Genomic DNA, 22,157 nt, shown 5'->3' on the forward strand with positions numbered 1-22,157 from the left:
CTCTGGTATGGCAAAGCGCGTATTGAATCTCCCCTCGCCTGACTACATTGCGGCGCTATACGATGTGATGGAGCGCGAGCTTGGGACGACCGACTGGTGGCCTGCCGAGACTCTGTTTGAAATCATGGTCGGTGCGGTGCTGACACAAAACACCGCATGGGGGAACGTGGATCGCTCGCTTGGAGCATTGAAAGACGCTGATGCTCTGGAGCCACATGCGATAGTGGAATTGACATCGGAAGAGTTGCAGGATTTGATCCGCCCATCCGGGTTCTACCGCAATAAGGCAAAAACACTGCAGTCATTAAGTCGGTGGTATATCGAACGGTGTGGTGCCAGGCCGGAAGGTGCGGTGGATATCGAAGATGATGAGCTGCGTGATGAATTGTTGGGATTGTTCGGCATTGGCGGGGAGACCGCTGATGATCTGGTGCTCTATGTGTTTGGCCGCCGCGCATTCGTGGCCGATACGTATGCGCGGCGACTTTTTGCATTTCTGGGATTTACTGTGCCGGTTGGCTATCCATCATTCCATAAGGCTTTTGAGCCAGCGGTGCTGGCCTCTGGGCTAGATGTTGCGCAATTACAGGAATTCCACGGCCTCATCGATGAATATGGCAAAGCGTATCGCACTGATGAGGCCAAAGCGGAATCATTCCTGCACGGCTTCAAGGTGTGAACGCACCTTCACCACCACATACCAGACGAGCAGCGCCACACGATGGCTGGTGGCGATGCCAATCATGCATTTTGCGTATAGCAAATCATCGTTGTTTTCTATTGGACGGATGTGGGTATCAGCGATTCAATAGAGCTGAACTTGTAAGGGAGGAATCGATATGAGTAAGAAGATTCTGGTTACGTACTTTTCCGCCACTGGCACTACGCGTGCGGTTGCGGAACGTTTGGCGAAGGCTATTGGTGCGGATTTGACCGAGATTGAGCCGGCGGAGCCGTATACCGCTGCTGATGTGAACTGGCGTGATACCGCGAGCCGTTCGTCTGTGGAGCATGCACATCGTGAGATGCGCCCGACATTGGCCAAGCCGATTGACGTGAAGCCGTATGACGTGGTGTTCGTCGGCTACCCTCTGTGGTGGGAGACCGCGCCGCGCGTGGTGCGCACGTTCCTCGAAAGCGAGGATTGGGCTGGCAAGACCATTGTGACGTTCGCCACTTCTGGTTCCAGCACGCGTGGCGCCGATGGCGTGCAGTTGCACGATTCCGCGCCGGCCGCACATTGGGTCGCCGGCCGTCGTCTGGCTGCGAACGTCAAGGAATCCGAACTCGCCAAGTGGGTCGCCGGCCTCAATCTGTAATTCACGCTATCCTAGGCTCCCCTTGTCAGGACATTGCCGTGAAGCAAACGGCAAGGCCGTTTGCAGGCAATGTGCGAGGCGAAGGCGAGCCAATAGGCAGCGAAACGGAGTTCGTCGTCAATTGCAGGACGAGCTGGCGGCGTAGCCGACTGAGGGGTAGTGGGTTTTGTGTGTGCCTGCAAAGAAATAAACAAAAGTACACAGATACCTGAAAGGAAACATATGGAAAATCCAAGCGCATTCCCGCTGGGCAAGCCGAATGATGCCTTCGCCCAGTATTTCGAAGGTCAAAGCTACCTGGCGCCGCTGGCCGGCGACGATCAGGTGAACGTAGCCAACGTGACCTTCGAGCCCGGTTGCACAAACCACTGGCATATCCACCACGGCATCTGCCAGATTCTGTTGGCCGTGGGCGGTCGTGGTTACTACCAGATCGAAGGTCAAGAGCCCGTGGAGCTGAAGCCTGGCGAAGTGGCCTACATTCCACCGGACACCAAGCACTGGCATGGTGCCGCGCCCACCGAGGCATTCGCCCATGTGGCCGTGATGCCCAAGAAGGAAGGCTCCTCCACCGAATGGCTTGAACCAGTCGACGAGGAAGCCTACAAAAAGCTGGCGTAATGAGTAAGGCTTGATTCTTTTCACGAAGGAATCAAGCCTTTTTGTTAATGGACAGACAAATTGCCCGCTACCGCATTTCCGGGGGCTTGTATTGGTCATCGGTGGTGAAGCAGGTGCGGTAGACCATCGTCATGATGAGGCTATCGGCCACTAGGGTCAGTGCGGCGATGGCCGCAAAGACCACGAACTGGTATTTGGCGGCCTCAAGCGGGTCGCCGCCGGCGATGACCTGACCGGCCATCATGCCCGGTATCGTCACGATGCCGCAAGAGGCAAGCGTAGCGGTAGTAGGCAGCAAGCCCAGTCGAATCGAAGAGACAATCGAGGGACGAGCGGCCTCCCAAGCTGTGGACCCCAAGGCCAGGAGTGTATCAATCTCGTCGCGGCGCTCGTTCATACTCTCGTAGAATCGGCTCAACCCCACCGCCAGTGCGGACACCGTATTGCCGAGCAGCATACCGGTTAGCGGCACCACCAATTGCGGCGCATACCACGGGTGCGGGCGCACCACGAGTTCAGTGACCAATGAAATCATCAGCAGCATCGTGATGGTCAGGCTGAGCAGCACCGGGCCGGCCAAGCCTTTCGGTACACCTTTGGCGCGCGAGAGAGTAATCTGCACAGCGGCCACCAACATCACTGCAATCACCGCGAACACCAGAAATACATTGTTCGCGCGAATCACATAACCGATGATGAAGCCCATCGCGCACAATTGCAGTAGCGCACGGCATGCGGACCACAGCAGTGTCTTGCCTATGTTGATGCGCATGAGTTCGCTGATGCCAGCCGCAATGGCCACCATAACCAATGCGACCAAGAGACCCCAAATATCAATGTCGTATGCGTTACCGGTCATGCCTGATGCTTTCCTTCATATGTTCACGGTTTACTCCCCTCAGTCCGCTTAGCGGACAGCTCCCCTCAGAGAGGGGAGCCATTAGTGGAGTCATGCCTGTTCACCAGCTTGTTCACTCAATGTTCCGTTGGCCAGCGTCACGATTCTCGAGGCGCGACCGTCCGGTGGGCGGTGGCGGATGCGGATAATTGCCATGCCGCGGGCTGCGGCGGTGGCCATAATATCGGCCACCTTTTCGGCGTTTTCGTCATCCAAACCAGCGTCCACCTCATCCGCCAGCAGCACTTTCGGTTCGGTTAAGAGCGTGCGTGCCAGGGAGACGCGTGCTGCCTGGCCGCCGGACAAATCATGCGGCGGGCGGGCGAGATCGATATCCTCGCATCCCATCGCATCCAAGGTCATACGAATCTTCTGATCGGTGAGCAGTTTGCGTGCCTGCTGATCATTGTTGCGGAACAAGGCCATGAATTTGCGGCCCAAACTGACTTTGCCGATGCGATGTGGGGTGGAATTGCTGGCGGACGTAGTATGCGATGTGGAGATGCCAGTGGTAGCAGATGTATCGGCCGCACTGGTCGTGGTAATCGCAGCAGTTGCCCCAGCGGCGTCGCTTTGGCTGCCGATACCATCAGCCCCCGCTCGAATCATTAAAGTGAACGGCAGTCGAATCGCCTCGGCCACCGTTTCACCCGGCAGAATCGGCTTCTGCGGTAGATACGCCACCTCATGCCGCCATTGCTGCGGCGTAAACTCGCTGGAATCATGCCCACCCAGCGTCAATGTGCCGGTTGCGTGCGGATTCAATCGCGCGAACGCAGTCAGCAGACTGCTTTTACCGGAGCCGGACGGCCCGACCAGATCAACAATTTCGCCGGGGGCTATCGCAAACTCAAGATTCTCAAAAATCGTGCGGCGCTCACCTTGCGCCGGGACGATACAAGTCACCCCACTTGCGGTGAATACATGCTTCGTACTGCTCATAGTGCGCACGTTACTTCGCTTGCGGCATTGCGCAACGTTCGCGCGTTTCTTAGCGGACTCTTAGACGGTTGGCGGTCTGATATAACCGTAAGAAAAGGCTTGTTGCTTGGTCCGAGCTCCCAATCCGCGCCAGCAGTTCCCTGGCGGGGAACCCATGTGCGGGGGGCTCGGCGGTGGCATTACTGCAAAGGCATAGGCGAATGACGACGGCGAACGAATACGCGACTGATCCGGAGCGGCTACTGCTGCCTGCCGTGCTATTTATCGAGGACGATCCGAACTTGGGATCGATGACTTCGGAAATGCTCGGGCTCGACTATCGCGTGGACTGGGTGCAGACAATCGCCGATGCGCGAGTGCGTCTTGCCGCAAACACCTATGATGCGCTGATTGTGGACCGTCGACTGCCGGACGGTGATGGATTGGATTTGATTCGCGGTTTGCGCGCGGGCGGTGTCGCTACTCCTGCGCTGATGCTGACCGCGCTTGCCGAAGTGGACGATATCGTAGATGGGCTTGACGCCGGTGCCAATGATTACCTCACCAAACCATTTCATGTAGTGGAGCTTGAAGCTCGATTGCGCGCGTTGCTGCGCGGTTTCCATGCGCAGGCGGCCGGCATCATGATTGGCGACTGGCTTCTGAAGCCTAGCGCTAACATCATCGAAGACCCGGATGGGCGGGCGGTGCCGTTGACGGATGTGGAGTCGAAACTGCTGGCCACACTCGCCGCAGCGCCGGATCATGTGTTCAGTCGCGAGGAACTGCTCAAGAACGCATTCTCAACCGGCAGTGATATTGGAGCGGTGGACGTGTACGTGTCGTATGCGCGAGGAAAAACCACGCGAAGCATTATCGCCACCGTACGCGGCAAAGGGTACCGCATTGGCCAGCCACAGGATTAGACCTATTGCATAGGGGAGAGTGAACTATGGCAAGCGATAAGCAAACGCAGCGCAATCACAAGCATCATGCCAGCAGCGTGGCCGGGCTGATTAGTTTGCGTATGACCATCGCGATGACCATTATTACTGTGGTCGGCGGGATTATATTTGTGGCCGGCGTGCTGCTCGGTTCACGCCATGAATTCACCGAGCGTGGGCTCGACCCGAATGCCATGTCCGTTACCGAACAATTCGGCTCAGGCATGATGGTGATCGACACTAAAAAAGCCGTGGGCTTTACTGTGCTATTTGTGCTCGGCGTCATCGCGGCGGTGGCACTGGTTGGCCGGTATTATTCACGCAAGGAAGTCGCGCCGCTCGAGCACGCTTTCGAACTGCAGAAGGATTTCGTGGCAGATGCCAGTCATGAGTTGAAGACCCCGTTGGCCGTGATTTCCACACGCATCGATCTGATTGAATTCCGCCGCGCGCATGGACAGCCAATCGACAGCGCCATCAGCGATTTGCGTGGCGACGTAGACCGCATGAACGCCATTATCACAGATTTGTTGGTGGCTGCGCGTGGCGCTGTGGATGCTGAACCGGTGGCGCTCGCCGGAGTAATCGGTCAATCTGTGGATTCGGTAAGGCCTTTGGCAGATAAGCGCGGCGTGAGGTTGCGCACCCATATTGATGGGGATTCTGCGCGATTTGTGGTGCGCGGCAATGCTGTAGGGCTTTCACGTTGCTTGGTAGCTGTGCTTGACAATGCCATCGCGCATTCGCCGGCTGATGGTCCGGTCACGGTGTCGCTCGGCTACCATCATCACGGTGATGTGGCCATTCGCGTCACCGATTGCGGCAGCGGCATCGGTTCGGACCCGGAGCGACTGTTCCGCAGATTCGCGCGCGATGATGACGGCACCGAACATCAGGGCTATGGCTTGGGGTTGGCGCTTGCACGCGATGTGGCCAATCGCTACGGCGGCACGCTGAGCGTGGAATCCACGTCTTCGAGTGGCACCACGATGCTGATTACGCTGCCGCTGGCGGCATAGCGCGTTCGTGCATCAGACTGAGGTGCCGGCAAGCTCTCGAATGCGCTCGATGAATGCGGCGACGGCGGGGGATGGATTAAGCGAATATAACAGGCCATAGGATAGGCCTACCCGAACCGGCCAATCCACGGGCACATTTACTAGCTGCGGATGCACGCCGGCCCACATGTTTTTGGAAATCATCACATCGCCGCTTTGTGCACAGTCGTTGAATGTGTCAAGGTCATAATGATCGATATCGATCAGTGTGATACCCGGATATTGGGCGAGCAAGGCGCGTGCGGTTTCATCGCCGCCGTGACGATGCTTCAATACACGGATTCGTGCGTGGCTACGGTCGAGATCATCCAAGGTAATGATTGGTTTGCGGGCCAAAGGATTATTTCGTGGAATCGCGAGGCAAAGTGGCTCGAAGTCAAGTGTCAAGGTACCGCAATGTTGCGCCCAATAATCGGTATCGAACGCAGTAGACACCATATCCACGGTTTCACCCAAGTGTGTGATGATGTCGTTGATGGTGGTTTTGTTATCCGGCAAGGAGACTAATTCCAAACGGATTTCAGGATGTTTGCCGGCGTCCTTCTGCCAAAGGTCGAGGATGCGCCGGCCAGAGCGCAATATCGAGACGCCGAGCCGCACTGGTTCGACGTTAGCTGCCGAACGATGCTGCGCGCGACTGATGATTTCATTGCATTCATGCATGACCGGCCTCGCATCGGCAACGAAATCGCGTCCCTGAGAGGTGAGCTCCACGCCGCTGCGCGAACGGGTGAACAGTTTCAGCCCGTATTCCTTCTCGAATGTATTGATCTGCTTGGCCAATGCCGGCGTGGAAATGTGCAGCATACGACCGGCGCTGGCGAAACTGCCGGTATCCGCCGCCGCAATCACCGCATCCAATCGCTTGTCATACATGGTGCAACCTTTGTGTAAACCAATGGTTTATAGCTTATAAACCACAATCATCTACAAACCGATATCTTGCAACGATTTTCAAGCGTACAGTATCTCACGCAGTAACCAATAGTATATGAGATAAGAGTACTTGTGAATTCTGTATCAAAGCTTTCCTCAAACCTCACCACAGCAGCGGCCGCAGTCGCATCATTCCTGGCTGGCATGGATGTGCTCATCGTCAATGTGGCGCTGCCCACCATCGCCAAAGAACTGGGCGGCAGCATGGCGGTGCAGCAGTGGGTGGTGGACGGCTACACCCTGCTGTTTGCCGCGTTGCTGTTGCTTGCTGGCAGTCTCGCCGATCAGTTCGGTGCCAAGCGCATTTTTATCATTGGCGCAGCGCTGTTCGGTGCCGCCTCACTGTTCTGCTCATTCGCATGGTCGATGATGGCCTTGGTCGCCGGCCGCTGCGTACTCGGCATTGCGTCGGCTCTACTGCTGCCAGCGTCAATGTCGCTGATTAATGAGGCAAGCCCGAATCCACGCTATCGAGCATGGGCATTGGCCCTTTGGGGCGCAGGCGGTGCTTCGGCTTCGGCGGTGGGGCCGTTGCTCGGTGGATTGCTGACGCCGATTCACTGGAGTCTGGTATTCGCCATCAACGTGCCGTTCTGCCTGATGATTCTGGCGGTTACGCCGCGTATCGCGCCCTCGCCAAGGCGGGCGACCAAGTTCGACTGGATTGGTCAGGTGCTGGCTCTGATTGGATTGAGCACATTGGTTGCCGGCATTATTCAGGTTGGCTCCGCGGGATTATCCGCGCCCTCAACGCTAGTGTTACTGATTGTTGGCGTGGTGATGCTCGTGGCGTTCGGTTATTCGCAAGCCAAAGTCGCTTCCCCAATGATGCCGCTCGGCCTCTTCCATGTGCGTGGCATGCAAGTGGCGTTGCAAATCGGCTTCATCATGATTTTCAACTGGTATGGCATGGTGTTCATCTGCACGATGTTCCTGCAGAACGAGCTCAACATGAACCCATTCGCGGCCGGGCTGGTATTCGTGCCATCCGCATTCGTAACCATTTTCGGCAATCTGATGGGCGGACGCATTGTCACCGCACGCGGATCGAAATTCTCGATTACCTTAGGCCTATCCATCATGATTGCCGGATTCCTGTTTGAGTTTCTGACTCCTCAGCAGATTCCCGTATGGGTGATTGCTACGGGACTGAGCGTGGTCGGTTTCGGCGCGGCCATTACCACGCCGGCTGCGGCAGGAGTGGTGCTGAAAAGCGTGGATGCTGCGCAAGCCGGCATCGCATCCGCCATGTTCAACACGTTCCGCCAAGTCGGTGGTGCGATTGGCGTGGCGGTGTTCGGGGTGATTGCCACCTTCCTACCCTCATTGGATCTTGCGCTACGGTCGGTGTTCCTCGCCTCCGCACTACTACTGGTATACGTGCTGGTGTTCGAACTGCTGCGCTGGAAGGATTTCGCCATTACTGCCGAGAGCGCTCAATCAGTGGCATAATCAGGAACTGCTAGGTCATCAACGTCGAAGATGAATGGAGATGGTGGCGATGGCGCAGTCGGATGCAGGGCAGGCGAGTGATATTAAGGTAATTGCGAACGTGGGCACAGGCACAATGGGGCATGCCATCGCTCTGCAGTTCGCGCTCGCCGGCTATGAGACTCGATTGGTCGGCCGCAGTGAGGGTTCACTTGACCGCTCGATGGGTCGCATTCGTGCGGATGCTGAGACCTTCGCCGGTGCTGGGCTGTTGCATGCTGGTGAGACTGTGGATGATGTGCTCGCGCGCATCACGCCCATCGTCGGTTACGAGCAGGGTGTGGCCGATGCTGATTTCGTCATCGAATCGGTGTCGGAGAATCTGGAAGTCAAGCAGCAGGTGTGGCGTGAAATTGAGCGATTCGCGCCAAAGGATGCGATTTTCGCCACCAATACCTCAGGTCTGAGCCCCACGGCCATCCAGTCGGTATTGGACAAGCCTGAGCGATTCGTGGTGGCTCACTTCTGGAACCCGGCGCAACTGATGCCATTAGTGGAAGTGGTGCCCGGGGCCCATACCGACCCGCATGTGGTGGATGTGACTTTTGACCTTATGAAACTCATCGGTAAGAAGCCGGCGAAAATCAAGAAGGAATCACTCGGGTTCGTGGGCAACCGACTGCAGCTGGCCGTGCTGCGAGAGGAATTCCATATCATTCAGGAAGGCATCGCCGACGCCGCCACCGTGGATGATGTAATGAAGTACAGTCTCGGCCGCCGTTGGAATCTGGTTGGTCCTGTGGCCAGCATCGACCTCGGTGGGCTCGACGTGTTCTACAACATCAGCACCTACCTGTTCGACGACATGGACAATGGTACTGGTCCCTCGCCGCTGCTCGCCGAAAAAGTCAAGGAAGGCAACCTTGGCGCCAAAACCGGGCGAGGTTTCTTCTCTTGGCAGGGTGAGGATGGCAAGCGGGTCATCGAGCAGCGCGACAAAGCATTGCTGCGTGCGCTCAAAGAGGATGCTGCAGAGGCGTCTGAAGCTGCCCAATAGAGCTGCGGAATTATTCGCCTGACATTGAATTGATACCGGGCTCATCCACGTTGCGATCATGTGGTGGCGGGGTGGCTCCATGAGCAAGCAGCCCAGCCGCCACATCGAACATTAGGCGGCGCTGTCGGCTACTGAAGGTCGAACGTCAATAACGATACCGCGTGCGTGGGCATGTTGAACCGTAAGGTTGCTGTGCCCACGCTGGTGGCGGCTATGGTTTCCGCTGGGCTTAGCATATCTAATGCCTCTGCGGCTTTGATTCGGTCGTATTGCTCACTGGTGGGATACTTTGGTCGACCTTCTTTGAGCCATTGCGTGTGTGCATTGGAATGTGTGGCATCAATGCGCCAATGCCGCATCCGGTAGCGTTGATTCGGATTCAGTCCGGTGAGCTGCAGTTCGATAGTTCGCTCGCTATGCGCATCGATATCATCGCAGTGGGAATACAGCAGCACCTGTACTTGTCCGATGTCGTTGCGCGCAGCCCAACCGGAGACGATGGTTGGTGCACCCAATCCTGAGTAATGATGTGGCGTGGCTTTGCCGTAATCAGCGTCGAGCTTACGCTCCAAAGCAGGATTTGCAGTACCGTCGCTGCTGAGCTTAAGTGCATGGGAGCCAAGCCGGCTCAACATATCGAACGCTCGAAACACTGGTTTTACGATGTCCTGCGTGGCGAACGTGCGGGTTGCCGGGAAGCATTCCTCCTGCGGGAATATAAACGCCCAAGCCAGCGGATGAATCGGAGCGCCATAGTTGAGTGCAATCTCAGCGATGCGCTGGTAAGCGCAGATGACGAACGAAGCGTAATACTCGGTGTCGCGGAATCGCATATTGGCATTGTCGTTGATGCCTCCTGCCGCCCACGTATCCGGATCAGCCTCAGACAACAGTACGATTTCGAGGCCGCCGTACCCAGCTGCTTTAATCATTTCCGCACCAGACACAACCTGATGTATCAGATTGCCTACGCTGGGCACTGCTTTAGTGGCATTGGCGTCGCGCGGGAATTCCGCACCTTTGACGTGGAAAGTAACGAAATCAAGTCTAGTGCCGGTTTCTTTGGTCGCATCATTGATTCCGGTTTTGCAGTGCTCCAGGAATGTTTGCATGAGTTCCCGGCCACCGCCTTGGTCAAAGATTCCGGTGCATGTCGGGCTGCCGAGCCGAGCGTTCGGCAGCACAGCATGCAGTGCTTGTTCGGTGTAGTCAAATAGTGTGCAGTAATCCTTATTGCTGCCGGACCAGTAGAAGATATCAGGTTCGTTCCACAGCTCGAAATACCAATTATTGACTTCCTCGCTGCCGTACCGACCAGCTAAATGCTGGGCGACTGTGCGGATGAAATCATGCCGGCGATGGTAATCCTTCGGCGGATACGTCCAGCCGGACTCGCGATACGGGTCCAAGCCGCCAAGCCAAGGATTCCTGCGTAAACTCGGATCCGCCAAGTCCTCGGGCATAAAGCCGAGCTCCACGTACGGCTTGTTGCCAGACTCCAGAATCGTATTGAGAATCAGATCGATATAGGCAAAATCATGCACCGGATTGCCATGCGCATCCTCATGGTAGATATTCGTGGAACCGAACTTCTGCGTGCCCGTGCAGTTGCCGTTGCAGAACATGAAATGCGTGCGCACATAATACGGCGCGTCGGCGAGCTTGCCGAACCGCTCCAGCATGCGCTGGCCTTCAGGCGTGTAGGTGTAGTTGCATTCGTCGTAGCCGAAGAAGCGCCCAATCGTGGTTCAATGGGCTGATTGTGCGGGCGGCGTCGACTCTGATATGTGTGACGTTGCTCGTGATGCGCTTGGGGTTGTTGCGTGGTGCGGCGTGTCCATCGTTCCTTGACTTTTGTGATTTCCGACTACTCCCATACGTCGAGCTTGCGATTCTTGAAGTAGAATTCCTTGTCCTTTTCGCCAATCGGGCGTGCGACCTTGCAGGGTACGCCATAGGCCACGGAGTTCGCCGGAATATCGTGGCTCACCACCGAGCCGGCGCCGATGACGCAGTTGTCGCCGATGGTGGTGCCGGGCAGAATGGTTACGTTTGCGCCGACCCATACGTTGCGGCCTATGGTCACCGGAATTGCGTAGACGTAATGATGCTCGCGCAGCACTGGCAGTACCGGGTGGCCAGCCGTGGCGATGACCACGTTCGGTCCGAACATGCACCAGTCGCCGATAGTGATGTCGGCATCATCCACGCAGGTGAAGTTCACATTGCAATAGATGCCTTTGCCCATGTGAACATGGTGGAAGCCCCAGTTCGCGTGCGCCGGCGTCTCCACATGGCAGCCCTCGTCAATTTCGGCGAACATTTCTTTAAGGAGCTTCTGTTTGCCGGCCTGGTCCGTGGGGTGCGTCTGATTGAACTTCCAGAGCTTTTCCTGATATTCGAGCTGTCCGTCCATGATGCTCGGGTCGTCGTAATGGTAGGGGAGCTGCTCCTCGCGCCGCTTCGCATTATCCATGATTGCCACCTCACTGTCCCAATAATTCCAATGATGTTTGCGTTACCATTTCAGTATAGTCGCTGTGGAGGTGGTCGGACTGGGCGGTCGTCTTGGGTGACCGTCTTGGGTGGCCGGACTGGATTGCCGGCTGGAGAGTTCTGAGGCTGGCGGAGAGGTCTTGTGACGAGCCGAGTATCCTACGGCTGCGGCCACCTTCGCGCAGTTACTGCCTGTTTTGGGACCGTAGCAGGCAGCAACTGCGCGGATGAACGTGCCACACGCGCAGTTACTGCCGCTTTGTGCCCGAAAACAGGCAGTACCTGCGCGTCAACTGTGTTCCAGCGCGCAGTTACTGCCTGCCGCGATGAACGGTCAACATGCCTTCTGCCATCCTGCGTTTGTCGGAGCTGCGAATGACGGAACCGCTCCGGCTAGGGGTACTCCAGCTTCAATGAGCTTCTGGATGAGAGGCGTTTGCAGTAGCACCTCATCGAAAGTCGCCCTGATAATTGTTGTTGCGCCTGCTTTACGTAATACGTCTTCGCGTTCTTTTTCCTGATGCACCACATCCTGGATGCTGCGCCGATTCGTCATTTCAGGATTGACGTATTTCTGTGTCCCGTCATATTCCAGGATTATTAATCGGCCGTCAGGCGTATGCCAGCAGAAATCGACTCGGTATTGCTTCCAAGGAGCATCCGGGTCGGCGAATACGCGTTGCAGTTGAGGAACCGCGAAGCCTGCTTCGATAATTACCGCTCTGCAGAGCGATTCCCCTCCGTTTTCGCTCAAGGGGCTCATGTAGTACAGCAGCCTGAATATTCGCCCGCAATCGATCTGCATATCGTCACAAATGTCGATTATCAGTTCAGTCGTGGTGAGTCCTTGTCTCATAGCGGAATCAAATAGTGAAAGAGATTGGGCGAAGGAGTATCTCAACCCGCAATCAACCAAGGTGCGGGCTGGCGACGTGATCGTTACGGCATTAATGATGTCGGACGTTGCTGTGACCTGGGTGGCAGAAGTGTTCTCAGCCATCGTCATCCGTATTTTGCCGCCTCTTTCGCGAGAGGATAACAATACTGACGTGGGCGGATCGGCGACGATAATCCTGCGTAGCTTTCGATATGTCTGCTTGGAGTTTCCTGTTTTGCCGGCAATAAAAATGGTGCCATCGGCATGAAGCTTCCAGTTGTAATCAAGATGCATCATTGCCGCTGCGCTAATGCCGGCGAATATACGGTTGGGGAATTGCTGTGACAGTGCGCGAATGATGTGCCGCATCTGCTCTGCAGGATTGAGTGTTGACCAGTATGCGGTTCTTGCATAAACGTTACGAAATGGTCGAACGATATATCCGTTCTGCAGACGAACGTGAGTTGCTCGGCGAATAGCGTTTGTAGTTGGATAAAAACATCGTAAATTGCGCTCGGCTTCGTTGCAGAGCTGCTCAAGTTCGGTATGCGTTCTCATGACTTCATGGTCATGGATATGTGTTGACGAGCGCAAGCTCGAACGGGGTATGTGGTTCTAGCTTCGTTTTTGCTGGAAAATGTGGATAACTTCGGTGGGTTATTGTGCGAATGTGTGTCTTTGTGATTGTATCCACTTGTTGCCGAAGGTCTTGTGATTGCGGGGCAGGCAGTAAATGCGCGCTGTGACGAGAGGTGCGCGCAGTTACTGCCGGTTTTGACTTTGCAACAGGCAGTAACTGCGCAGATGAACGTGATGCCCGCGCAGTTACTGCCTCTTTTCGTCTGAAAACAGGCAGTAACTGCGCGAAAGGGGAGGAGGGGTGGTGGGGGCGGTCTTCGAGGGGCCTATCGTCAGCGGTCCATCGTTCGCGCGCGGTAATGAGGCTAAGCGTGGTGGTCGGAGAGACGGGGAGCGGCCATAGGGCTAATTGGCGGTAACCATACATTCAGCCGTTTTCCGTTCGGAAACCCATAAAGAGGTCAATCCGTGAGGAAGACTTGGTATTGCTTGGCGGTTTTGGCCAGAGCCTCGTCGGAAAGCTCCATCGAGCCGAAGACCACGAACGGCTCGCGCCAAGTGGCGTGCACGTAGCGGGCCATCATGCGGTACGGCGACAGCACCTCGCGCATCGTGGCGCCATTGTCTTCCGGCTGGTATTCGCTTTCCGGCCCGCCCGCCGTGGTGGCCACCGTGATTTCCCTACCTTCGAGCGCCTCTCCATCCGGGCCGTATGCCCAGCCGAACGCCAACACCTGATCCTCCCATTCCTTGAGTAGCGCAGGGGAGGAGTACCAGTAGAGCGGGAATTGCAGCACGATGCGATCATGTGCCTCAATGAGCTGTTGCTCGGCGGCAACGTCGATGTTGCCATCCGGGTATTGCGCGTATTCGTCACGCACGGTGACTGTCGTGTTGCCGTCATCGGGCAAGGCCTGAGCCGCGGCCATCAGCGCTGCGTTGGCGCGAGATTTTGCCATATTGGGATGGAATACGAGTACCAGAGTCTTCATGGTGACTGCTCCTTCGTCGGTAACCTATCTGATTGTTCGGTGTTCTTTGTCTCTATGGTACGTTCGGAAACTTTCGGCTGCGAATAAGGCGAGTACGCGGAGCCGTTCGGGTGTGGCCGCTGTGGATGTCGGCGGGGTGCATGGCTATGGCTGTGCGGCAACTTTCCCGATGGTGCTTCAGTTCGCAATGTGGTCAATATTATGGACGCGGTTGATGCGAGGATTAGCGTGAACCGCATGGTCGTATGGGATTCCGCGCAATATCTGCGCTTCAAGAATGAACGCACGCAGCCTTCGCGTGATTTGGCGATGCAGCTGCCTCCTGATGACGGCACGGTCAAACATGTATTGGATATCGGCTGCGGCCCGGGCAACAGCACTGCGGTATTGCGCGAGCGATATCCGCATGCGGAAATCCTTGGTGTTGATAATTCACCTGAAATGATTGAAGCTGCGCGCAAGGCTCATCCGGATATCGACTTTGCGCTATGCGATGTGTCGAATCCTGAAGAACTCGGCAGCTTGCCCGATGACTTTGATGTGGTGTTCTCCAACGCTTGCATTCAATGGGTGCCGAATCATCAGCGACTGATTCCTGAATTGCTTGCGCGGCTTAAGCAGGGCGGTGTGCTCGCTGTGCAGACGCCGATGAATTATGAGGAGCCGATTCACCGCATTATTGCTGAGATTGTGCATTCGCCGGAATACGTGGACCAGCTGCCGCAGCAGCGGGAGTTTTATAATCTGACGCCGCCCGAATATTGGGAACTATTGCGCGAGCACGCGTCGCACTTCCGCATGTGGAAGATTACGTATATGCATACGTTGCCCTCGCATGAGGCGATTATGGATTGGTATCGCGGCACCGGACTGCGCCCGTATCTGCAAGCGCTGCCGGATGATGAAGCTCGCAAGAACTTTGAGGCCAAGGTATTCGCTCGCGTGCGTGAGGCGTATCCGACCCAGTCGGATGGAAGCATCATCTTCCCGTTCCCACGGTTCTTCTTTACTGCGGTGAAATAAAGGGGTATAAAAAATGGCTCCTTCAGTAGCGAAGGAGCCATTGATTGTGTAAGGAAACCTGAAGTTACTTGGTCAGGTAATCCTTGTAGTTCTTGACAGCCTCAGCCAGAGCTTCGTCGGAAATGCCGAAGGAGCCGAAGGTCACGAACGGCTTGATCCAGGTGGCGTTGATGTGGTTGGCGGTACCTTGGAACGGCACGAGCACCTGCTCGATCTTGAACTTGTTATCGCCTTCCGGCTGGTACTTGGACTCCGGGGAGCCGGTAGAGACGGCGACGCCGAACTCCTTGCCTTCGAAGGCGTGACCTTCGGAGCCGTACGCCCAGCCATGCTCCAGCACGTCGTCCTCCCAGGTCTTCAGTAGGGCGGGGGAAGAGAACCAGTACAGCGGGAACTGGAACACCACGCGGTCGGCGGCTTCGACGGCGGCCTGCTCGGCCTTGACGTCGATCTTGCCGTCCGGGTACAGCGCGTACTCGTCGCGTACGGTCACGTTCTCCAGGCCCTCGGCGGCCTCGGCCAGCGCGGCGTTGACGTGGGACTGGCCCTTCAGGGACGGGTGGAATGCAAGCACCAGAGTCTTCATATTGCTTCTCCTTAATAAAGCGTTCATATGGCTCACTCAGTAATATTGCAAGCCGGTATATCTCAGAATGAACTATATACGCAACGGTGTAGCAACCGGCGGACGGCGTGTCATATTCCTCTCACGGCTGACGAAGCTGACGGATCACGGCCGTCATATTGCTGGCGATATGCGCCGGGGGAGAGCATGAAGTGCTCACGGAAGCGTTTGCCGAAATAGCTGGCGTTGGCGAAACCGCAGATACGGGCGACACGGGTGATGTTGTCATCGTCGGAGGCAAGCTTTGCGGCCGCCTGTCTCAGCCGGTACGACAGCAGATAGTCCACGGGACTACTGCCGGTATGGGTTTTGAAGAGGCGGTAACATTCCGTCCGGCTGACCGAAGCGCTCGCTGCAATGTCGTTCAGGTCGATTGGCTCGCCATAATGTTGCTGGATGAACACGAGCATGACTCGCATGCGCTGTTCGCGGCGCTGCTCGACGCTGGGCGCTTCCGGGATGTCCCTTGCGGACAGTGTGCGAAGCAGCTCCTTCCACAGTGCGGCCATGTGCGCCATGTAGTCCAATGCTCGCGTGGGATCGTGCCGGCCGACCGCGGTGAGCGCGCGAATCTCCCTCAGTATGGCGGCATCTCGCTCGGCGGTGAGTTTCAGCCCCGCGAACGGCTTGCTGGCCACCGGCAGCACGTGGTCGAGATAGATGGTGCCGACCGGCTGTCCCGAGAAGAACAGCGGGGAGACGGTCAGACAGCTCATCACTGCCCCCGGCGTGGGATGGTCCGCTGAATGCAGCATTTTGGAGTTGACGAAGACGCCGTCGCCCTGTTGCAGCCGAATCGTATTCGAGGTGCCGTGCAAGTGATAATCGCATGCTCCCCTCAGCATGAAGGCGAATTCGAAATCCGTATGCCAGTGGATGTTGATCTCATGGCCGATCAGCGTATCGAAGTAATCCATGCAGAAATGAATCGGTGTGGACGGGTCGTCATAGTGGATGTCCTCCGAATAATCGTCATTGACGGGGACCGCCCTGTTCAGGGCGTCGGCCGTACGTCTCGCGGCGGGCGGCGCAACATGTGGCGAGGATGGTGAGATGGATTCGGCCGGCATGGTTGGCTCCTTGCCTATCGCAATGGTGATGGAAATATAATTGCATATCCTGATTAAATAATAGTGAAAATCAGCCATTATTGTGGTGATGACACAATAATTCTGGAATTAATCTCATAGTACGCATGGTTCAACAAGCCATGTTCGCAAAACCAAACCCCGTACTTATACAGCGCCTGTATCCCGGCAAAGGGCTGCGGGCGAGACGACCAAAGGAGACCATCATGCTGCAAGGAAACTGCGCCTTCGAAATCAAAGACAACATGCTGATCATGGAAGCGGAGCCGGGCAAGGACTACTTCGCCAACCCGGTCAGCGGAGAAGTCAAGGCGGACGCCGCGTTTGCGTATACGACGATTGAAGGCGACTTCACCTGCCGCGCCAAAGTGCGGTTGGAGCACAAAAGCCAGTTCGACGGCGCCGGCCTGTTCGCCTTCCAGGACGATACCCACTGGGTGAAGGCCTGCTTCGAGCAGGGCGACTATGGATTCAAATCGGTGGTCACGGTGATGACCAACGATCATTCCGATGACGGGTATGGCGTGACCATCCCCGGCGACTCCATCTGGCTCCAGCTGGCCCGTACAGGCGACGTGTTCTCCATCCACTACTCGTATGACGGCGACATCTACTACATGTCCCGCCTGGCGCGCATGCCGTTCGCCAAGACGCTCCACGTGGGGTTCGAAGCACAGTCGCCTACCGGCGAAGGCGGCAAGCGGTACTTCACTGATTTCACCATCGTGCGTGAAGGATTGAAGGACCCGCGCGCAGGACAGTGACATCAGTGGGAAGCGCTGATTGGCGCATGCGCCGGCAAACCTGAGTTGGGTGGTTGATCGTAAGTGACGTGATCAATCCAACCCAACCCAGGGCGGGAGACAGAGTGCAAAGTACGGACAAGGAAGGGACGTCGGCGCGCTTGCGGATGCTCAGCGCGCGGCGTTGCGGGCGGCGATGCGCTCGCAGAAGCCGGTTTTATCCGCTTCGGTAATCGGGCGAATCACACGGGCTGGGTTACCGACCGCGACCACGCCGGCCGGAATATCCTTGGTGACCACGGAGCCCGCGCCAATCACCGAACCTCGACCAATAGTCACGCCGCCGAGCACCGTCACATGGCCACCAAGCCAGACACCATCCTCAATCACAATCGGCTTCGCTTGGCAGGCACCATTCTTGCGCTCCTCGAAGTCGAGCGCATGATTGGTGGCGAACAAGCCCACCATCGGCGCAATCCACACGTAGTCGCCCAAGGTGATGGGTGCGTTGTCGAGCATTACACAATCGAAATTGATGTAGGCATGCGAGCCGATGGTAATATTGCGGCCCATCTCGCAGCGGAAATTCGGTTCGATGAATACGTCCTCGCCGACTGCGGCAAATAGCTGCTCCATAATCGCGCGGCGCTCGGCCTCCTGATCATAATCAAGCTGGTTGTAGGCGCGGAACAGTTTTTTCGCTTCCACGCGCTTGCGCTCGATTTCCGGATGCGAGTCCTCATAGACCTCGCCGGCCACCATGCGCTGCCATTCCACCAGTCCTTCCGGGGTGAGATCGGCGGTGACGTCGTATGAATTAACGGTCATAATCGCTCCTTTGCTTGGAATCCGTTCGCAGTTGAAATGTGGCATGCTATTGCCGCACTTATTCCACGGTCTACTGCCATCGTAGTTTCCTTGGAGTGTGCGCAACGCTTGAAAGGAAGGAGACTACAGCATGATGATTCCAGCGGATATGACGATTATTCCATTGTGATGATTATTGCGAGCGAAACTGTATGCAATGTGCGCAGTCTAATCCCACGGTTTTACTGAATTGTTATAGAAAAAGGCCGCTGTGCGATGCGCTGAATAATCAGCGCACGCGCAGCGACCTATGCAAGAACTATTGCGTAATCCTTACAGGCGGCAGAGTGCTGCTGCGGCAAGGGTGGTGATAGTTGCGATAGTAATGGCGGCCATAAGAACTTCCTTCCTCTCTTTTCCAATAGCCGGAACCGGATACTAGTGCTAGGGGTCGAAAAGCAAGCGGAACATGTTCGACTTCTGGACGGCCGAATATCGCGGCAACCCTATATATGACAGTCAGTCGCCTTTGATGCATGGTGGCTCGTCAGCAGATAAACAATGATGGCAGCAGGTATGGTGAGCATCAATATCGGGTAAAACCACGCCAGATTAACATTGGCGTAGAGCCCGCCGCCGATGATTGGGCCCAGTGCCATGCCTAGGTCGAGGCCGATGTAATACGTGGCGTTGCCGCGGCCTCCATGCCCAGTTCCGGCCAAGCGTACGGCGTCGGACTGGCTGACCGAGCTCATAATGCCGTAGGATGCGGCCATGAAAATCGCAGCGATAAGCAGTATGCCATTATTGCCGAGGACGGTGAGCGCGCCGAGCGCAACAATCATGCATGCGGAGCAGGCCCACAGAAACCATGAGAATGGGCGGCGGTCGAATAGATTACGCATTGCCACGCGCAATATCAGCAATGCCGCAGCGTAAAGCGGAAAGAACAGGCTGACATCCACGCTCAAGTTTCGGGCCTCTGCATAGGTGACGATGTAGGACTGCGTGGCGCAGTAGGGGATGGCGAACAGCATGAACACTAGTGCTACTGGAATTACTCGGACGGATATGGTCTGTTCAATGCGGTCGCGTAGGTTCGCGGATTGCGGCTGTTGTTGGGCTCGTGTAAGCGCAGACACGGTTACCGTAGCGGGTGTGCGCTGTGTTGGTCGTGATCCGCCTTTGCAAACCATCAATACCAGTACCAGTGCGATGATCATTTCCGCACAGGCTATGGCGAATGCTGCACGATACCCCAAAGCCGAGCGCATATGAATGCCGACCGCCGGGCCAAGCGCCATAGCTAATGCATTGACCATGCCGTAATATCCCATGCCCTTGCCGATATGCGCCAGCGGAATCAATGCGGTCAGCCAGGCTGCAAGGCAGACGGATAAGCAGGAGAAGCCGACGCCATTGATGATGCGGGCGGCGAACAACGTTGTGGCATTAGGCGAGCATAGGTATCCGGCATTGGCGGCAATCAGCAGTGCGATGGCTATTGCGGCAAAGCGTTTGAGCGGCGCGCGGTCACTCAAATGGCCGGCCCAGGGCCTGCAGAACAGGGAGATGATGTTCATTGTGCCGGCAATGATGCCGGCGAACTCTCCGCTCGCTCCCAAAGTGTGCGAGTAGCCGACAATCAACGTGGTGCCCATCATCGTGCCGGACATGTAGAAGAAGGCGGCCGCCATGATCAGGATGATGCTACCGTTCATGAACGAGTCATTGTCTGTAGGACCGTTGATGCTGTCAGAACCTTGCGCTTGCGCTGATAATGCTGGCATATGCATGCTCTCCTTATGTTGTGCTGCGAATGTGGGCCAATTGTCAGTAGACCTTGTGCGGCACTTCCAAGCAATGCATTGTAGGGAATCGCATAAGTGTACGCGGCAGTCACTTGTTCTCTATTATGGGTTGAGTTCACTCTTTTGGTGTGAACTGATTGCAGTCATCTGACTGTAATCAGTTGGACGGGGAGGCACTTATGTATGACCGGCGCCTGGATGCCATCATTGCGGCGGCGGAATGCGGCAGTTTCAATCAGGCGGCGCGGCAGTTGCATCTTTCGGCAACCGCGTTGATCAAACAAGTCACGGGATTCGAGAACGAATATGGGATTACGCTCTTTACGCGCAGCAGCAATGGTGTGAGGCTTACCACCTCCGGTCGGGCGCTGATTGAAGATGCCAAGGATCTCATTCGCCAAAGCGAACAAGCTCTGCGTCATGCGCATCGATTGGAACATGGGCAAGACATGACGGTCCGGCTTGCCATCTCGATGCTTCGCCCGGCGACTCCGTTGCTGGAACTCTGGCCGCGCGCCTCGGCTTGGCTCGAACAACGTGGGCGGCACCTGCGTTTGGAACTGGTTTCCATGTCGGATTCGCCCGACGGATACATGAATGCACTTGATCATCTCGGCGAAATGGTGGATGTGGCGGCCAACGGCTTTTCGCCGAAACACCAGAAATATCCCTGTCAAGTGTTGAAGCTGGGGGAGTATCCGCTACAGATGGGTGTTCCGGCATCGAATCCACTGTACGCAAGACCTCTTCCCGCACTTCGTCTCAGCGATTTGGAAGGCCAGCACATTCATATTCCTCAGGCCGGCAACAATGACGCGATGGACCAGGCGCGTGACCTGCTGAGCAAAATTCCCGGCGTCACGTTGATTGACATGGAGCAATACACCTTCGAGGAATTCAATACATGTGCCGCCAATGGCGACCTCATCGTCGCGCGAACATTCGGCACCGACATCCACCCGATGATGCGCACCATGCCGGTGGAGTGGAATGTAAGCATTGATTATGGATTGTTCTATCCGATGACTCCATCCGCGGCGGTGAAGCTGTTCGTGGAAGCGATTACCGCCGTGCGATAGCGGTGAGAGTGCACGGCGGGCGGGCTGTTACGGGAGAAGCCGATGCAGTGCTGCGGCCAAGCCGTTATTATCGACATGCGGCGCAATCATATTGGCGGCCGATTTGGCGGGTGCCGTGCCGTTGCCCATTGCCACGCCGATGCCTGCGGCCTGAATCATCTCAAGATCGTTTTCGCTATCTCCGATGGCAACAGTGTCGGATAGCGGTACTCCGAGACGCTGGGCAATAGCGGTAAGTGCGGTTCCCTTATTGACTCCGGGGATAAGAATTTCACCGTTGTCGTCGCTGGAAGCGTGGATGGATCCGTGGATGATGGTTGCGTATCCGGCGAGTGCGTGCTGCACGTCCTCAATGGTGAGGCTGCCGTCGTCGGGAATGTAGAAGGTGCCTTTGCGGACGACTGTCGGAGGTTCGTCGGGGTCGGCAATGGTATGCCAGGATCCGCGCATCCGTGGATATTGCAGCATTTTCTTCCACACGCCAATCCGATTCAAAAAGGGTATGGTGGCGTGCATACCATCAGGGCAGTGCCATGCGTACGGCATGGAGTGTGCGTTGAAGAACGCGGTTGCTGCATGGATGGATTCTTCGGGCATGTGCTCGTCGATGATGGTCTTGCCGTCGAGTTCGGCGCAGGCACCGCCATCGGATACGATGCCGTCGAAGCCAAGTTCGAGCACCGGAGGGTCGATATCCAGCGCCGCGCGGCCTGAACAAATGAACAGTTTGTGTCCGGCTTGCTGCGCGCGCAGGCACTCCTTACGCGCGGATTCGGGGATGCGGTGACGGCTGTCCAGCAGCGTGCCGTCAATGTCGATGAACACTAGCGTGGGCTTTCTCATGCGCGTACT

General features: G+C 56.4%; 22 protein-coding genes. 10 read left to right on the plus strand and 12 right to left on the minus strand.

Going from position 1 to position 22,157, the window contains the following annotated elements; translation table 11 throughout:
- Positions 1-7: 7 nt before the first annotated feature.
- From BISA_RS00890 to BISA_RS00900, 3 genes are all read left to right on the plus strand, one after another.
- Positions 8-679, plus strand: a complete 672-nt coding sequence (locus BISA_RS00890; RefSeq protein WP_033889635.1) for an endonuclease III domain-containing protein — start codon at positions 8-10, stop codon at positions 677-679.
- Positions 680-839: 160 nt separating this feature from the next.
- Positions 840-1,319, plus strand: a complete 480-nt coding sequence (locus tag BISA_RS00895) for a flavodoxin (protein ID WP_033889636.1) — start codon at positions 840-842, stop codon at positions 1,317-1,319.
- A gap of 222 nt (positions 1,320-1,541) precedes the next feature.
- On the plus strand, positions 1,542-1,940 hold the full coding sequence (locus BISA_RS00900; RefSeq protein WP_033889637.1) for a cupin domain-containing protein: 399 nt from the start codon (positions 1,542-1,544) through the stop codon (positions 1,938-1,940).
- A 67-nt stretch (positions 1,941-2,007) separates the two neighbouring features.
- Here BISA_RS00900 and BISA_RS00905 read toward each other — a convergent pair whose 3' ends face one another.
- Positions 2,008-2,799: an ABC transporter permease gene (locus BISA_RS00905; RefSeq protein ID WP_033889639.1), complete on the minus strand. Its 792-nt coding sequence runs from the start codon at positions 2,797-2,799 to the stop codon at positions 2,008-2,010.
- Positions 2,800-2,889: 90 nt separating this feature from the next.
- The gene (locus BISA_RS00910; RefSeq protein WP_033889640.1) at positions 2,890-3,780 is read right to left on the minus strand and encodes an ABC transporter ATP-binding protein; all 891 of its coding nucleotides are present in this window, start codon (positions 3,778-3,780) and stop codon (positions 2,890-2,892) included.
- Positions 3,781-3,980: 200 nt separating this feature from the next.
- Here BISA_RS00910 and BISA_RS00915 point away from each other — a divergent pair, with 200 nt between their 5' ends.
- Positions 3,981-4,685, plus strand: a complete 705-nt coding sequence (locus tag BISA_RS00915; protein ID WP_051917247.1) for a response regulator transcription factor — start codon at positions 3,981-3,983, stop codon at positions 4,683-4,685.
- Positions 4,686-4,711: 26 nt separating this feature from the next.
- Positions 4,712-5,722: a sensor histidine kinase gene (locus tag BISA_RS00920; RefSeq protein ID WP_051917248.1), complete on the plus strand. Its 1,011-nt coding sequence runs from the start codon at positions 4,712-4,714 to the stop codon at positions 5,720-5,722.
- A 12-nt stretch (positions 5,723-5,734) separates the two neighbouring features.
- Here the strand turns inward: BISA_RS00920 and BISA_RS00925 are convergent, their stop codons facing one another.
- On the minus strand, positions 5,735-6,637 hold the full coding sequence (locus BISA_RS00925) for a LysR family transcriptional regulator (protein WP_033889641.1): 903 nt from the start codon (positions 6,635-6,637) through the stop codon (positions 5,735-5,737).
- A 132-nt stretch (positions 6,638-6,769) separates the two neighbouring features.
- Here BISA_RS00925 and BISA_RS00930 point away from each other — a divergent pair, with 132 nt between their 5' ends.
- Together BISA_RS00930 and BISA_RS00935 are read left to right on the plus strand one after the other, a co-directional pair.
- Complete coding sequence (locus BISA_RS00930) at positions 6,770-8,149, plus strand: MFS transporter (protein WP_237746051.1); 1,380 nt, start codon at positions 6,770-6,772, stop codon at positions 8,147-8,149.
- Positions 8,150-8,198: 49 nt separating this feature from the next.
- Complete coding sequence (locus BISA_RS00935; RefSeq protein ID WP_033889642.1) at positions 8,199-9,185, plus strand: 3-hydroxyacyl-CoA dehydrogenase family protein; 987 nt, start codon at positions 8,199-8,201, stop codon at positions 9,183-9,185.
- 128 nt (positions 9,186-9,313) lie between these two features.
- On the opposite strand, the gene BISA_RS00940 is transcribed toward BISA_RS00935, so the two are convergent.
- From BISA_RS00940 to BISA_RS00955, 4 genes are all read right to left on the minus strand, one after another.
- Positions 9,314-10,867 (minus strand): GH39 family glycosyl hydrolase, encoded by a 1,554-nt coding sequence (locus tag BISA_RS00940; RefSeq protein WP_033889643.1) that lies wholly within the window; start codon positions 10,865-10,867, stop codon positions 9,314-9,316.
- 185 nt (positions 10,868-11,052) lie between these two features.
- Positions 11,053-11,661 (minus strand): sugar O-acetyltransferase, encoded by a 609-nt coding sequence (locus BISA_RS00945; RefSeq protein ID WP_033889644.1) that lies wholly within the window; start codon positions 11,659-11,661, stop codon positions 11,053-11,055.
- A gap of 354 nt (positions 11,662-12,015) precedes the next feature.
- The gene (locus BISA_RS00950) at positions 12,016-13,116 is read right to left on the minus strand and encodes a CTP synthase (protein WP_152597163.1); all 1,101 of its coding nucleotides are present in this window, start codon (positions 13,114-13,116) and stop codon (positions 12,016-12,018) included.
- 482 nt (positions 13,117-13,598) lie between these two features.
- Positions 13,599-14,129: an NAD(P)H-dependent oxidoreductase gene (locus tag BISA_RS00955; RefSeq protein ID WP_033889645.1), complete on the minus strand. Its 531-nt coding sequence runs from the start codon at positions 14,127-14,129 to the stop codon at positions 13,599-13,601.
- A 201-nt stretch (positions 14,130-14,330) separates the two neighbouring features.
- On the opposite strand from BISA_RS00955, the gene BISA_RS00960 reads away from it, so the two are divergent.
- The gene (locus tag BISA_RS00960; RefSeq protein WP_237746052.1) at positions 14,331-15,152 is read left to right on the plus strand and encodes a methyltransferase domain-containing protein; all 822 of its coding nucleotides are present in this window, start codon (positions 14,331-14,333) and stop codon (positions 15,150-15,152) included.
- A gap of 64 nt (positions 15,153-15,216) precedes the next feature.
- Here the strand turns inward: BISA_RS00960 and BISA_RS00965 are convergent, their stop codons facing one another.
- Both BISA_RS00965 and BISA_RS12130 read right to left on the minus strand, forming a co-directional pair.
- Positions 15,217-15,738, minus strand: coding sequence for an NAD(P)H-dependent oxidoreductase (locus BISA_RS00965; protein WP_033889646.1), 522 nt, complete (start codon positions 15,736-15,738; stop codon positions 15,217-15,219).
- A gap of 110 nt (positions 15,739-15,848) precedes the next feature.
- Complete coding sequence (locus BISA_RS12130) at positions 15,849-16,847, minus strand: AraC family transcriptional regulator (RefSeq protein ID WP_051917250.1); 999 nt, start codon at positions 16,845-16,847, stop codon at positions 15,849-15,851.
- A 224-nt stretch (positions 16,848-17,071) separates the two neighbouring features.
- Here BISA_RS12130 and BISA_RS00985 point away from each other — a divergent pair, with 224 nt between their 5' ends.
- Positions 17,072-17,629: a DUF1349 domain-containing protein gene (locus BISA_RS00985; RefSeq protein WP_033889651.1), complete on the plus strand. Its 558-nt coding sequence runs from the start codon at positions 17,072-17,074 to the stop codon at positions 17,627-17,629.
- 150 nt (positions 17,630-17,779) lie between these two features.
- On the opposite strand, the gene BISA_RS00990 is transcribed toward BISA_RS00985, so the two are convergent.
- Both BISA_RS00990 and BISA_RS00995 read right to left on the minus strand, forming a co-directional pair.
- Positions 17,780-18,436: a sugar O-acetyltransferase gene (locus tag BISA_RS00990; protein WP_051917251.1), complete on the minus strand. Its 657-nt coding sequence runs from the start codon at positions 18,434-18,436 to the stop codon at positions 17,780-17,782.
- A 485-nt stretch (positions 18,437-18,921) separates the two neighbouring features.
- On the minus strand, positions 18,922-20,205 hold the full coding sequence (locus BISA_RS00995) for an MFS transporter (RefSeq protein ID WP_051917252.1): 1,284 nt from the start codon (positions 20,203-20,205) through the stop codon (positions 18,922-18,924).
- Between the two features lie 182 nt (positions 20,206-20,387).
- Here BISA_RS00995 and BISA_RS01000 point away from each other — a divergent pair, with 182 nt between their 5' ends.
- Positions 20,388-21,305 (plus strand): LysR family transcriptional regulator, encoded by a 918-nt coding sequence (locus BISA_RS01000; protein ID WP_152597164.1) that lies wholly within the window; start codon positions 20,388-20,390, stop codon positions 21,303-21,305.
- A gap of 27 nt (positions 21,306-21,332) precedes the next feature.
- On the opposite strand, the gene BISA_RS01005 is transcribed toward BISA_RS01000, so the two are convergent.
- Positions 21,333-22,148, minus strand: a complete 816-nt coding sequence (locus BISA_RS01005; protein WP_033889652.1) for a Cof-type HAD-IIB family hydrolase — start codon at positions 22,146-22,148, stop codon at positions 21,333-21,335.
- Positions 22,149-22,157: the final 9 nt, after the last annotated feature.

Origin of the sequence: Bifidobacterium saguini DSM 23967, assembly GCF_000741715.1 — a bacterium.
Taxonomy (GTDB): Bacteria; Actinomycetota; Actinomycetes; order Actinomycetales; family Bifidobacteriaceae; genus Bifidobacterium; species Bifidobacterium saguini.